At 69.5% G+C, this 13,385-nt stretch carries 9 protein-coding genes; 2 read left to right on the top strand and 7 right to left on the bottom strand.

Features of this window, described 5'->3' with window-relative positions; translation table 11 throughout:
* Positions 1–85: 85 nt before the first annotated feature.
* The 7 genes from GGR71_RS14160 to GGR71_RS14130 all read right to left on the bottom strand — a co-directional run bounded on the left by GGR71_RS14160 (position 86) and on the right by GGR71_RS14130 (position 10,229).
* Entirely contained in the window at positions 86–1,450 is a 1,365-nt protein-coding gene (locus GGR71_RS14160) for a peptidoglycan-binding domain-containing protein (protein ID WP_160957757.1), read from the bottom strand.
* A gap of 67 nt (positions 1,451–1,517) precedes the next feature.
* Positions 1,518–2,063, bottom strand: coding sequence for a lysozyme inhibitor LprI family protein (locus tag GGR71_RS21110; protein ID WP_237474255.1), 546 nt, complete (start codon positions 2,061–2,063; stop codon positions 1,518–1,520).
* 222 nt (positions 2,064–2,285) lie between these two features.
* Complete coding sequence (locus GGR71_RS14150) at positions 2,286–4,193, bottom strand: peptidoglycan-binding protein (RefSeq protein WP_160957760.1); 1,908 nt, start codon at positions 4,191–4,193, stop codon at positions 2,286–2,288.
* 156 nt (positions 4,194–4,349) lie between these two features.
* Positions 4,350–5,132: a hypothetical protein gene (locus tag GGR71_RS14145; RefSeq protein ID WP_160957762.1), complete on the bottom strand. Its 783-nt coding sequence runs from the start codon at positions 5,130–5,132 to the stop codon at positions 4,350–4,352.
* A 381-nt stretch (positions 5,133–5,513) separates the two neighbouring features.
* A complete protein-coding gene (locus GGR71_RS14140; RefSeq protein ID WP_160957764.1) occupies positions 5,514–6,437 on the bottom strand; it encodes a hypothetical protein in 924 nt (307 codons plus the stop codon).
* A gap of 113 nt (positions 6,438–6,550) precedes the next feature.
* Positions 6,551–7,351, bottom strand: coding sequence for an N-acetylmuramoyl-L-alanine amidase (locus tag GGR71_RS14135; protein ID WP_160957766.1), 801 nt, complete (start codon positions 7,349–7,351; stop codon positions 6,551–6,553).
* Positions 7,352–7,436: 85 nt separating this feature from the next.
* A complete protein-coding gene (locus GGR71_RS14130) occupies positions 7,437–10,229 on the bottom strand; it encodes a TonB-dependent receptor plug domain-containing protein (RefSeq protein WP_160957926.1) in 2,793 nt (930 codons plus the stop codon).
* Positions 10,230–10,572: 343 nt separating this feature from the next.
* On the opposite strand from GGR71_RS14130, the gene GGR71_RS14125 reads away from it, so the two are divergent.
* Together GGR71_RS14125 and GGR71_RS14120 are read left to right on the top strand one after the other, a co-directional pair.
* Entirely contained in the window at positions 10,573–11,967 is a 1,395-nt protein-coding gene (locus tag GGR71_RS14125) for an SH3 domain-containing protein (protein WP_160957769.1), read from the top strand.
* Positions 11,964–13,067 (top strand): dipeptide epimerase, encoded by a 1,104-nt coding sequence (locus GGR71_RS14120; protein ID WP_160957772.1) that lies wholly within the window; start codon positions 11,964–11,966, stop codon positions 13,065–13,067. The genes GGR71_RS14125 and GGR71_RS14120 overlap by 4 nt, the downstream gene beginning before the upstream one ends.
* Positions 13,068–13,385: the final 318 nt, after the last annotated feature.

Raw genomic sequence — 13,385 nt, 5'->3', positions numbered from 1 at the left:
GCGCAGCGTGCGATACGCGATCTGGGAACCGCGCGATGCACGGCGGCCACCGGCACGTGCCGATGACCGCCGTGCGCGGCGTGCCTCAGCGCCCGGGAGCCTGTGCCTGGGTCTGGGTGCGCTGCTGGTCCTGCACCTGCCGCTCCTGGGCCTGGCGCTGGGTCTCGGCCGCCAGTTGCTGCTGGCTCTGCTCCAGCGGCACGGTCGCCGCCTGCTGGCGATCGACATAGGCGCGATGCACGTCGTGCGCGTTCTCCGGATTGCGCTGCACCGCGATCATGCCGCGGCCATCGGTGCTGGCGACCAGATCATCGATCCGCGACATGCCGCTGACCTTGGCCTCGAACGCCAACTGCCCGGCCGCACGCTGCATGGACTCGCGGTCGCCGTAGCCACCGTTGCGCCCCTGCTTTTCCAACTGCGCGACCGCCTGGTCGAACAGCGGGCTGTCGCGCCGCAGCTGCTCCACACCCTGCTGCCGCTGCACGCTGCGGTCGATCGCGCCCAGCGTCTCCGGGCCGGCCTTGCCGTCCACGCCCTTCAGGTGCTGGTCGCGCTGGAACTTCTCCACCGCCGCTTCGGTCTTGGGGCCGTAGGTGCCGATCGCATCCTTGGCCTCCAGGTAGCCGAGCGTGGCCAGCTTGTCCTGCAGGCCCTTCACCGCCTCGCCCTGCGCATTGCGCGCGAGCACGCTGCCGTGCGCGGCCGGCTCGCGATGATTGTCCTGCGGCTTCGGCGCAGTGTGCGGGTCGCGCTGCTCGCCGGGCTTGGCCACGGTCTTGCCGAGGTCGGCCAGCTTGAGCAGGTCGGCCTTTTCGTTCTCGGCGCGGTTCTCCAGCGAGTCCAGGGTCTTCTGCTTGTGCACGCGCGGGAACAGTTCCTTGACGTGCTCGGCCTTGTAGTCCTGCACCGCGCTGACGATCTCCTTGTCGGAAATCTTGGACAGATCCGCCTGCTTGCCGAACTTCTCTTCCACGGCGCGCAGGAAAACGCCCGAGCCGCCCGGCTTCTTGTCGCTGCCGGGGCCGTACTGAACCGCGGTGCTCCACATCGCATCCTGCACCGCCGGGCCACGGTCGGACAGGTCCATGCCATTGTCCTTGAGCCGGTCGACCAGTTTGTCGAAGTGGGTGCGCTTGATGTAGTCGTGCTGTTCCTGGCCGAAGGTGGCGTCGGTCTTGGCCAGTTCCTTCCACTTGGCGCTGAACGCGTCCGAACCCGGCTTGAGGCCGGCGAAGTCGTCGCTGTACTTGCTGTCCTTGACGAACGCGGCGACGGTGCCGCCGTTGATGACCTTGCCCTCACGGGTGGTCGTCTGCGAGGTCATCTGGTACGAGCCGTAGGACACGCCGCCCGGGTCGTCGATGCCGGAGGACACGGTCGACGCGCCGCGGCCGCCGGTCTCGTAGTGCTTGGAGGTCTGGCCCAGTTCCCAATCCTTGTCGCTCATTGCGATCTCCTTGTCTGGACGCGCGGCGAGGAAGGCGCCGCGCGTCGGGTTCGATACAGGGGTGAAATCAGTGCGCTTCGAGTTCGTCGGCGCGGTGCGCGGTCATTTCCAGCCGGCATTCGGCCGCATCCACACGCTCGGCCTGGCCGCCGTCCGGATCGGCGACGCACTTTTCGTCGCGCTCGGCGATCCACTTGCGCTGCCGTTCGCGCAGCGCGTGCTGTTCGGCTTCGCCGAGCTTGGCCATCGCCGCCTTGTAGGCGGTGTTGAGGCGCTGGTCCTGATAGGCGTGTTCGTCGGAAATGCACTCCAGCATCGCCGGGGTCGCGCCGCCGGCGGCGGTGATGCAGGTGTCGTAGGACGGTCGCAGCACGGGGGAATCTCCTGAAGCGGTGGGCGCCTCCGCCGGCGCGGCGGCCGGCGTGGCCGTGCCCGCATCGGCCTGGGTGCCGGCATCGTGCGCGACGGCAGGGGATGCTGCGGTCGCAGTGTCCGCCGCCGGAGCGGCCGGCGCCTGCGCCTGGCTGGGCGTGGAGGACGGCGCACTGCAGGCGGCGGTGGCCACGCACAACAGCAGCAGGGAAGAGCGTTGGAAAGCCTTGGCGATGGCCATGGTCGGATTGCGTCCTTGTCGTTTGCGCGAGCGGAAAGGCGAGGTTCTAATCGATCGTTGCGCGCGCTGTCCATCGCGCAAGGCGATGGAGGGTAATGGCGTTTGGCCGGCGTTGGGCAATGTCGCGTCGGCGCATGCACGGCGGTCTTCCGCAGCGATCGACATCTCCATGCACGACCACCGCCGCGCAACGCGCGACGGCAGCCGTTACCGCCAGGCCGATCAGCGCGGCGCCTGGGTCTTCTCGCGCTGCGGATCCGGCTGCTGCTGTTCCTGCGCCTGCCGCTGGGTTTCGGCGGCCAGTTGCTGCTGGCTGCGCTCCAGCGGCACCGCCGCAGCCTGCTGCTTGTCCACGTAGGCGCGATTGACGTCGTGCGGATTGTCGGGATTGCGCTGCACGGCGATCAGGCCGCGGCGGTCGCCGCTGAGCACCAGGTCGTCGATGCGGTTCATCCCGCTCACCTTGGCCTCGAACGCCACTTGGCCGGCGGCGCGCTGCATTTCTTCGGCGCTCTTGAAGCCACCGTTGGGTCCCTGCTTCTGCAGATGGTCCATGGCCTGCTTGTACAGCGGGTTGTCGGTCAGCGCCGAAGCCTCCGCCTTGGCCGGCGCGGGCTGCTTGGCGATCGCCTCCAGGGTGGCCTTGTCGGCGATGCCGGTCGGCGCCAGGCCCTTCTCGCGCTGCAGGTTGGCGACCACTTCCTTGGTGCGATCGCCGTAGTAGCCGGTGCCGCTGAGCAGCTTGCCCTGGTCGTCCTTGATGCCCAGTTCGATCAGCCGCTGCTGCATCGCCTTGACGTCGGCGCCCTGCTCGCCCGGCTTCAGCGCCGTGCGCGGCTCCTGCGTGCCCTGGCTCTGCGCCTGGGTCTGCTGGCGGTCCTGCAGCAGGTCGCGACCCTTGGCCAGCGGATCGGAGGCGAACAGCTTGGCGTTCTGATGCGTGGCCAGGTAGTCGTCCAGCGGCATGGTGTTGACGCCCTTGCTGCCGGTGGACTGGCTGACCAGCAGCTCGCCACTCTTGGGATCGCGCACGACCATCATGATGTGGTCGATGCCCTTCCAGTGCTCGTGCGCGGTCTTGCCCGAATCCACGCCGATGACCATGCCTTCCTTCAGCGCGCCGGGCTTGAACACGTCCTTGCCCTCCAGCAGCACGCCGGAGCTGTCGTAAGCCTTCTTGACGATCTCGCCGGAGCCGGTCATGCCCTGCACCAGCATGTCCTTCTGGGTGAATACGTCGCGGCCGGCCTTGCGGTTGATCTCGTTCATCGTCGCGTTCTGCAGCTCGGTCACCCAGCCGGAACAGTCGATATAGCCCTGCGACAGATGCTTGCCGTCCACCCCGGGGTGGTAGTACTTGCTGCTCTTGACGTTGATCGCGTACTGCACGTCGTCGTGCTTGACGCCCAGGTCATAGGCGGCGCTGAGCGCGATGCCGTCATGGCCGCCCGGCTTGCCGCCGGCGTGCGCCGGCGTGCGCGCGGGCGCCGGCGCGGCCTGGCCCTCGGCAAGCGGCTTGATGCCCTTTTCCGGAATCGCGATGTGGTCGTACTTGGCGTCCCAGTACTTCACGAAGGCCTTGGCCATGTCCTGGTCGGACAGCTTCTTGAAGTCGGCCAGCGAGGTACCGGTGTAGGCCTGGAACTGGCGTGCGCCCTGTGCGTCCTTTTCACCGGGGACGTTGTTGAGGATGTTGGCGCGGGTGCCTTTCAGCTCGAAGTGGCCGGTGGCGATCGCGGCCTGGATCGAGCGGTAGCCGCCGGCGCCCTGCTGGTGCGCCATGTACATGTCCAGGCCGTCGGGCTGCGCGTTGCCGGACAGGTAGGCGCGGCCGTCGCGCTCGTGCTGGCGGGTCAGGCTGTTGCGGTTGTCCTGGTACATGCGCGCGGCGGCATCGGTGTTGGCCACCGCGTCGAGTTCGCGGCCGCGGATGCCGTAGGCGCTGGCGGCGCCGGGGGTGAACTGGAACAGGCCCTTGGCGCTGTTGGGACCGCGGCTGGCCTGCTCGTCGAAGCGGCCGCCGGTTTCGATGTAGGCGAAGCGCATGAAATCGTCGACCGGAATCTGCCGCTGCCTGGCTTCCCGCTCGATGATGTCGAGATTCTCTGCCTTGGTGTAATCGCGTGCCATCTCGTGTAACTCCTTGAGGTTGAGGTACGGCCATCGCGGCCGCCTGGGTCAACCGAGCTCGTCCATGAGCTTGTTAGTGCGCGGTCAACAGAACGATTGCGTACTGCGGAACATCGGGTGCTGCGTCCACCGGCGCGCCGCCGCGCGCCGCTGGGGTCATGCGTCGGGCGCCGGCTGGTACTGGCCGCTGTCCGGGTCGTAGGCGTACTGCAGTGCGTCGCTGCCATCGAGCAGGCGCGCGCGGCCGGGACCGGCGATCGCGGTGCCGTGCAGCGCCACCCGCAGCGCAGGCATGCGCTGGCCGGGCACCGCCTGGAATTCCAGGTTGCCGGTGCTGGACACGTGCGGCACCACGCCGTCCGGGTCGCTGGCCGCTTCGTTGTCCTCGCCGGCCGCCACCGTGCCGCAATAGATCCAGCTGTGGTAATCGCCGAGATCGTGCCGGTTCGGATCGAACACGAACAGCGCGAAGCCGGCCTCGGTGATGCCGTTGCCGAAGCGGCTGGTCGGCACGGCCAGCAGCAACCGGCCGTCGCCGAGCGCATGCTGCTGCGGGGTTCGCGTGGTATCGAACGCATCGGCACGCGCATAGGCGCCGAAGCTGCCGACGTAGCGCTGCGCATGCAGCACCATCCACGGCCGCTCGCCGCCCGGGGTGGTCAGCTGGAAGGTGGCGGCGCCGAGCGAGACGCCCTCGCCCGGATTGGGGAAGGTTTCCGCATCGTCGATGCCGTACCGGCCCGGCGTGGCGTAACTGAAACCGGTGTAGTACTGCTGGCCGTCCAGTTCGAAATGCTGGCCGCCCCAGAAGTTCACCACGGCCCCGTTGTCGATCTCGTAGGACACGGCGCCATCGCCGTCCCAGCCGTAGATCAGATACAGCACGCTGCCCGCATCGGGTGGCACTTCGGGAGCGGCGCGCTTGTTGTCGTTCGACATGTCCAGAACATCCTGTATTCGGTGAAGAAGCCGAGGAACCCATCCGCACCGCCCGCCACGCCGTGCCGCCGCGTGCGCCATGCGCAGACGGCGCACGGCACGGACGCGACGCCCCGGCACGGACGATGCTGCCGGCAGGCGCATTTCGGACGGAACGACGGTGACGTGCACTGCGGCCCCGAGCAGGGGCGGTGATGGCGGTCGCGCATGGCGAACGGCACGCCGGCAATCCACACCGGCATTTCGGGCGAGTGCAGCATCCCATGCCGCTCGCGAATGACTCGCCTGATCATCAGGCCCCGTGGGGCGCATCTTAAACCAGGTTCCAGGCCCGAAACCACCGCTCCTGCGCACGCCGCGTCAGGTCACCGCGCCGCCCGTTCAGCGGTCCAGCGGTGGGGTGTACTGCTGTTTGGCAGGATCGTAGGTGTAGGTGACGGCGTCGGCCGGGCCCAACGTGCGGACCTTGCCCGGCCCCTCCACCGCCGTGCCCTGCAGGGCCACCCGCAACGACGGCACGCTACCGCTGGTCGGCGCCACGAAGCTCAGCGTGCCGGTGCTGGTGGCGCACTTCATGGTGCCCTGGTCGTCGCAGGCGGCGCTGTTGTCCTCGCCGGCGGCCACCGTGCCCAGGTAGACCCAGCCCTTGTAGTCGCCCAGGTCGTTCTTGTTGGGGTCGAAGGTGAACACCGCGAAGCCGGCACTGGTGATGCCGTCGGCGAAGCGGGTGGTCGGCAGCGCCAGCAGCAGGTGGCCGTCCTTGGTCTCGATGCTCTGCGGCTTGCGCTGTTCGTCCAGGGTGTCGGCCTTGCCGTCGGCACCGAAGTCGCCGGCCCAGCGCTGCGCGTGGAACAGGGTCCAGGTCGGCTTGCCGCCGGCGCTGTCGAGCACGTAGGTGGCCTGGCTGATGCTGACGGTGGCCGCCGGGTCTGGCAGGTCCTGATCGCCGGCCTGGTCCCCGGGCTTGTCGTACTTGCCGCCGGTGGCATTGGCGAAACCGGTGTAGTACTGCTTGCCGCCGAGGTCGAAGCGGTCGCCGTACCAGAAGCTGGCCACCGCGCCGTTGTCGATGGCGTAGGACGCCGAGCCGTCGCCCTTGGCGCCATAGATGTCGGCCAGCACCTGGCCCGGCGCCGGCACCTCGGCGGCGGCCGGCTGTGCTGCGGCGCTGGTGTCGGCGGGCGCTGCGGGCGCGCTCGCCGTTGCCGGGGTCTGCGCCGCGGCCGGCGCATCGGCTGCCTTGTCCTTGCACCCGCCCAACAGCAGGAAGGTTGCCGCCCACAGGGCCGTGGTTCCTCGCCTCATCGCACTGCGTCCTTTGGAGTCCGTTGGCGCGCGATGCTACCAAGAACCGCGGCGACGCCAAGTGACAGGCGTGCACGCCGTCGGGACCGGCGCCGACGCCGCAGCGCCCCGGCTCAGGGCGCGTCCGGCTCCATCGCCGGGACCGGCTGCGGCCGCGCCAGCAGCGGCTGGGTCAGCGCGTAGAGGATGCGCAGGTCTTCGGCGTCGAAGGCGGTGGCGTCGTTGCCGCGGTAGTGGTGGTGGAAGGCGCGCAGGGTCGCGGCGCGGTCGTCGACCGGATAGCCGATCAGCGCCAGCGCCTGCCACGGATCGAAGCCGGGCGGCGCCGGCGGCGTGTCGGTGGCCGGCCAGCGGCCGAAGCCGGCCTCGGCTAGTCGCTTCCACGGGAACAGCGGGCCCGGATCGACCTTGCGCGAGGGCGCGAAGTCCTCGTGGCCGACCACCTGGGTGCGCGGGATGCGCAGGCGCGTGCACAGGTCCTCGAGCAGGACCAGCAGGCTGGCGATCTGTTCCGGCGCGAACGGGGTCTTGCCGTCGTTGTCGAGTTCGATGCCGATCGAGGCGGAGTTGATGTCGGTAATGCTGCCCCAGCGCCCGGCGCCGCCATGCCAGGCGCGGTTTTGGTCGGCGACCAGTTGATAGCGCGTGCCGTCGCGGCCGATCAGGTAGTGCGCACTGACCTTGCCCTTGCTGTTGTGCGAGCGCAGCGTGTCCAGGCTCTGCTGCACCGAGTGCTGGTCGGTGTAGTGGATGACGATCAGGATCGGCCGGCGCGTGTCGTAGTTCGGCGACGGCACCCAGGTGGCCAGCGGATTGCGCTGCGGCGCGTGCGCGCAGGCCCCGAGCAAGGCCAGCGCACCCAGGAGCAGCAGCCGGCGCACGGCGGACAGGGACGGCACGGGCACACGGGTCATGGACACTTCCTGGTCGGGGACGCACAAGCGTACGCAATCGGCGCGGCGGCGGCGTGCAAGCGCGCATCGACGGCCATGCGCGTGCTCAGAAGCGGTAGTTGAAGTTGACGGACCACTGCCGGCCGATCGCGCTGTACACGCGCGGGAAGTACGGCCAGGTGGTGTAGGTGTCGTCGCGCGGATGCAGCGCGTCGAATACGTTGAGCACGCTCAGGCCGACGCTGGCCTTGTCGGTGATCTGCTTGGCGAGATCGACGTTCCACACCAGGTAGGGCGCCACGCGGCCGCGCTCGGCGTAGTCGGGCCGCGAGCCGTAGCGGTAGCCGTACACGCTGGCCGACCAGTCGCCGCGGCTCCAGTTCGCGCGCCAGTTGCTGCGCGTGCGGAACGCCAGGTAGTCGACGTCGTTCATCACGTCCACCGGGCGCGCGCCGGCGAACTGCGCCACCTCCATCCGCAGCACCCGGGTCAGGCCGGCCTGCAGGCCGAGCGTGCCCCAGGCGCCGAGGTCGAGGTCGTAGCGCAGGCTGGCGTCGATGCCGTCGGTGCGCATCAGCGACTGGTTGATGGGGAAGGTCTTGAACGCGGTGATCTGGCCTTCGCTGGTCAGGTCGGTGCCGGGACTGCGCGTGACCGCATCCAGGTAGAAACGGCAGGCCGCCGAGGCGGTGTCCACGGCGGCGCCGGCGCGGTCGCGGCCGAGCAGGCAGTTGGCGTTGTTCTCCAGCAGGGTTTCGCTGGAAATGGCCTCGACCCGGCCCTTCAGTTCGATGCGGTAGTAATCCAGGCTCAGCGACAGCGTCGGCAACACGTCCCACACCGCGCCGAACGTGGTCGACTTGCCGGTCTCCTCGCGCAGCAGCGGATTGGACGCCTGGGTGGAGAAGGTCTGGTACTCGTGCGCGCTCGCGCAGGCCGCCGACAACGGATCCAGGCCGTCGCGGCGGCACAGGTATTCGTCGACCACGGTGGGGTTGTTGGCGCTGGTGCCGGCGTAGATCCACAGCAGGTCCGGCGCACGGAAGCTGGTGGCGTGGCTGCCGCGCAGCAGCAGGGTGTCGAACGGACGCCACTCCAGGCCGGCCTGCCAGGTCGCCGCGCCATCGACCGCGGTGATGTCGTCGTAGGCGTCGTAGCGCGCGGCCAGGGTGGCGCTGAGCCGGCTGGCGATCGGCACGCGCAGTTCCAGGCCGGCGGCGTAGCGCTTGCGCGGGCCGCCGCCGGGGGTCTGGGTGAGGTTGTAGATGCGCTCGCTGCCGGTGTAGTCGACGGTGGTGCGCGGGTCGGGCTGCAGGTCGTAGGTCTGCCGCGCCGCTTCCAGCACGGTAGCGATCTGCACCATGCCGGCCGGCACCGCGAACAGGTCGCCACTGACCACGAACTGGGCCTGGTCGGTGGCCGATTCGCCGCGGCTGACCACCTCGGTGGTGAGCTGCTGGTACAGCGCGGGGCTGCCGGGCGCGAACAGCCGGTCCGGGCGCACGCGGCGGATCTCGGTGCCATCCGGCCGATAGCCCAGCACAGGCCCGAAGTAGTAATCGCGCACCGCGTTGGTGAGGAAGCGTGGGCGCCGGGTGGTGATGTCGTAGCGCGACAGCGACACGCTGGCATCCCAGTCGAAGCGCCCGCCGAACGCCTTGCCGCGCACGCCGGCATTGAGGTTCCAGCTGCGTTCGTCGTAGTCGATGGTCTTGATGCCGCCGACCTCGTCCGGCAGGAAGATGCGCTGCGCGGTGACCAGCCCCAGGTCCGGATCGTAGGCGGTGAACGCGCCCTCGCCGATGTAGTAGTGGGTCTGGCTGGAACTCTTGTCCTGGGAACGGTTGGCCAGCAGTTGCGCGTAGGCGACCACGTCGTGGCCGAGCTCGGCATCGCCGGCCAGGTAGGCCGAGGTCTTGCCGTAGCCGTTCTGCACCGAGCGCCCGGCGTAGTAGTCGAACGCGCCGCAGCGATTGGCCGCGGGCAGGCTGTCGTTGGTGCGGTAGGGACGGAACGCCGGATTGGTCGCGGCGCAGGCCGCCGCCAGCGCCTGCGGCGAGGTCGACAGCGTGCCCGCCTGCGGCCACAGATAGGTGTTGCCGCGGCGCAGGTACACGCCGGAGATCGACACGTTGGGCGAGCTCGGGTCGGCCTTGTTGGCCGGATGGTCGTCGTAGGAATCCATGAAGTCGCGCTGGCGGGCGACGATGGGCTCGCGGTCCAGCCGTTCGAAGGCGTAGGTAAAACTCCAGCCGTCGCCACGGCGCCCGCCGGTCCACTGCAGTTGCCCGGTGTCGCCGCCGCCGCGGGTGGTGGTGCCGGCGCGCACGCGCAGGCTGTCGCCCTGGAAATCGCGCTTGGTGATGATGTTGACCACGCCGGCGACCGCGTCGGAGCCGTAGATGGCCGAGGCGCCGCCGCTCATCACCTCGATGCGCTCCACCGCCGCCGCCGGGATGCTGCCCAGGCTGACCGCGGTGCCGTTGGCGCCGTAGGGCTGCGGGTAGTCGGCCATGCGCTTGCCGTTGAGCAGGATCAACTGGTAGCCCGGCCCCAGCCCGCGCAGGTTGAGGTACTGGCCGTTGGGCGAACTGCCGGTCTGGTCGCTCTCGTTGAAGGTGCTGCCGCTGAACTGGGTCAGCGTGCCCAGCGATTCCCAGACCGTGGCGAAGCCCTGCTTGCGGATGTCCTCGGCGGTGATCACGGTGACCGGCGCCGGGCCTTCGACCTGTGAGCGGGCGATGCGCGAGCCGGTGACCAGCACCGCATCGAGATCGCGCGGCGTCGCCGCCTGTTCCTGCGCCGACGCCGCTGCCGGCAACGCCGCGACCAGCGTCGTCAGCGACGCCAGTGCCACGCGCACGGGCCTCAAGAAAAATGGACGACGAACGATGGGCATGGGCACGCGGCTCTCCTGCATGGCGCGGGTGGATGGCGCGAACGCTGCGGGCGCGGCCACGGCCGCGCGCCTGTCCCTGGCGTCCGCGCACACGGCGATGACCCGTGCGTGGCACGCGGCCATCGTGTTGCGGGTTCCTGCATGTTGCCGAGCGGACGCGGCGCTGCCGTGCGCTGCTTGCACGTTCCCCAGCACCATCGCCACGCACCCCCTGTGCATTCGGATGTAACACGCGCTCGCAAAACCTGTCAACGCAGCGCCTTGACAGGAAAAAAACGGGAATCGAAGATCCTGGCGTCGGTGCGCAACGTGCGCCGGCCTTCTTTCCAGACAGCGGGATTCCATGATCACGATGCGCGGCCTGTGCCTGTTGCTCGCCGTAACGGCAAGCGGCGCCATCGCCACGGCACGCGCCACCGACGCCATGCCGCTGCAGGCACAGCCGGTACAGCTGCAGGCCGCGCATTGGATCGCACGGCTGCCGGCGGCGTCGCCACCGCTGCTGGAAGCAACGCAGCGCGCCGCGTTCAACGCCCGACTGCTGCGCGACGATCCGTCGATGCACGATCTGGCCGCGCTGCCGGCGCAACTGCCCAGCGCGCAGGTGCGTGCGCAGATCCTGACGCTGTCGGCGCCGCCGACACGCACGCTCTACGACACCCAGGGCGCCGCGCTCGACGCCGCACGCCTGCAGGCGCTACAGCGCACGCTGGCGCTGGACGCGCTGCCGGCGCAGGTGCAGCCGCGCTACGCGCTGGTCGTGCAACGCGCAGACCTGCGGCGCTTCCCCACCGCCGAGCGCGTGTTCAGCGACCGCGACGATCGCGACATCGACCGCTTCCAGGAATCGGCCCTGTATCCAGGCAGCCCAGTGGCGATCCTGCACGCCAGCGCCGATGGGCAGTGGCTGTTCGTGCTGGCGAACAACTACGCCGCGTGGATCGCCCGCGACCGCGTGGCCGAGAGCGACCGCGCCAGTGTGCAGGCCTACGCGCAGCGCATGCCGCGGTTGCTGGTCACCGGTGCGCGCGCGACCACTGTGTTCACCCCGGAGCTGCCGGCGGCCTCGCAGGTGGCGCTGGACATGGGCAGCGCGCTGCCGCTGCTGCGCGACTGGCCGCCGCAGCAGGTGGTCAATGGCCAGTCGCCGCTGGCTGCCTACGTGGTGCAGCTGCCGCTGCGCGACCGCGATGGGCGCCTGCAGCTGGTGCCGGCGCTGGTGCCACGCAGCGCCGACGTCGCCGAGGCGCCGCTGCCGGCCACGCGGCAAATGCTGCTGCAGCAGGCGTTCAAGTTCCTCGGCGAGCGCTACGGCTGGGGCAACCGTTACGACGCGCGCGATTGCAGCGGCTTCGTCGTCGACCTGCACCGCAGCCTCGGCATCGACATGCCACGCAACACCGGCGACCAGGCGCGTAGCCCTGCGCTTGCGTCCGTGCCCTACACCGCCACCGACCCGCTGCCGCAGCGACGGCAGGCGCTGGCGCAGCTGCGCGTGGGCGACCTGGTCTATATCCCCGGCCACGTCATGCTGGTGATCGGCCACGAAGACGGCCTGACCTGGGTGATCCACGACGTGGCCGGTGCCAGCTACCGCAACGCTGCCGGGCAGGTGCAGCGCGTGCGCCTCAACGGTGTGTCGGTGACTCCGCTGGAACCGCTGCTGCTCGGCGACGGCACGCCCTTCATCGACCGCATCACCCGCATCCAGCGCCTGCGCGCGCCGACCACCGAATGAAGATCACCGAGATCCGCCTGGGCATGCTGCGCGTGCCGCTGAAGACCCCGTTCAAGACCGCGCTGCGCACCGTGCAGGCGATCGAGGACGTGGTGGTCATGGTCCACACCGACGATGGCCGGATCGGCCATGGCAGTGCCCCGGCCACCCCACCGATCACCGGCGACACCCACGGATCGATCATCGCGGCGGTCGAACGCTGCCTGGCACCGCGCCTGATCGGCGAGGACATCGCCGACCTGCAGCGCCTGCGCGGCCTGATCCAGGGCGCGCTGGAACACAACAGCAGCGCCAAGGCGGCGCTGGAGATCGCCGTGCACGACCTGTGGGCGCAGCAGCACGGCGCACCGCTGTACCGCCTGCTCGGTGGCGGTACGCCGCAGCTGACCACCGACCTCACCATCAGCGTGAATGCCGTGGACACGATGGTGGCCGACGCGCTGTCGGCGCTGGCGCGCGGGTTCGTGGCGCTGAAGATCAAGATCGGCACCGATCTCGCCGAGGACATCGAGCGGGTCAAGGCGATCCACGCCGCGGTCGGCGGCCGCGCGCAGCTGCGCCTGGACGCCAACCAGGGCTGGACGCCGAAGCAGGCGGTGCAGGCGATGCACGCGCTGGAGCGCGCCGGAGTGACGCTGGAACTGCTGGAACAGCCGGTCAAGGCCGGCGACGTGGATGGCCTGCAGTACGTGACCGAGCGGGTGCAGACCCCGGTGATGGCCGACGAGAGCGTGTTCTCGCCGGCGCAGGCGATCGCGCTACTGCAGCGGCGCGCGGCGGACATCGTCAACATCAAGCTGATCAAGGCCGGTGGCCTGTCCAACGCGCTGCGTATCGCCGACATCGCCGCGGTGTACGGCGTGCCGTGCATGATCGGCTGCATGCTCGAATCGAGCATCGGCGTGGCGGCGGCGGCGCACCTGGCGGTGGCGCGCGCCGACGTCATCACCAAGGTGGATCTGGATGGGCCGTCGCTGGGCGCATTCGACCCGGTGGTGGGCGGGGTGCAGTTCGACGAGGCGCAGATCCGCATCGGCGAGGCGCCGGGACTGGGGATTCGCGAGATCCAGGGCTTGGAGTTGTTGCCGCGGTCGGTGTAGCGGCGCTGCGCCTGGCTGGCTGTCGCAATTGCGGGAGGGACTTCAGTCTCGACTGCCGTAGAAATCGGTCGTTGGATGGCCCCACTCGTCGGGACTGAAGTCCCTCCCACACGGGCTTACGGCGGGGCCGCCGGGTGCACTGCGGGAAGGACTTCAGTCCCGACTGCTGTAGCAATCGGTGATTGGATGACTTCACTCGTCGCGACTGAAGTCGCTCCCACAGGGGCTTACGGTGAGTCCGCCGGGTGCACTTTGGGGGGAGACTTCGGTCCCGACTGCGATAGCAATCGGTCATTGGATGGCTTCACTCGTCGCGTC

Source organism: Xanthomonas sp. F1 (assembly GCF_014199855.1).
The sequence above is the reverse complement of the archived record's forward strand: the minus strand, read 5'-3'. Positions and strand labels throughout refer to the sequence as shown.

Coding starts and splice junctions, on each gene's coding strand:
- GGR71_RS14160 (WP_160957757.1), bottom strand. CDS start 1,450: ATGAGCGACAAGGATTGGGAACTGGGCCAGACCTCCAAGCACTACGAG.
- GGR71_RS21110 (WP_237474255.1), bottom strand. CDS start 2,063: ATGGCCATCGCCAAGGCTTTCCAACGCTCTTCCCTGCTGCTGTTGTGC.
- GGR71_RS14150 (WP_160957760.1), bottom strand. CDS start 4,193: ATGGCACGCGATTACACCAAGGCAGAGAATCTCGACATCATCGAGCGG.
- GGR71_RS14145 (WP_160957762.1), bottom strand. CDS start 5,132: ATGTCGAACGACAACAAGCGCGCCGCTCCCGAAGTGCCACCCGATGCG.
- GGR71_RS14140 (WP_160957764.1), bottom strand. CDS start 6,437: ATGAGGCGAGGAACCACGGCCCTGTGGGCGGCAACCTTCCTGCTGTTG.
- GGR71_RS14135 (WP_160957766.1), bottom strand. CDS start 7,351: ATGACCCGTGTGCCCGTGCCGTCCCTGTCCGCCGTGCGCCGGCTGCTG.
- GGR71_RS14130 (WP_160957926.1), bottom strand. CDS start 10,229: ATGCCCATCGTTCGTCGTCCATTTTTCTTGAGGCCCGTGCGCGTGGCA.
- GGR71_RS14125 (WP_160957769.1), top strand. CDS start 10,573: ATGATCACGATGCGCGGCCTGTGCCTGTTGCTCGCCGTAACGGCAAGC.
- GGR71_RS14120 (WP_160957772.1), top strand. CDS start 11,964: ATGAAGATCACCGAGATCCGCCTGGGCATGCTGCGCGTGCCGCTGAAG.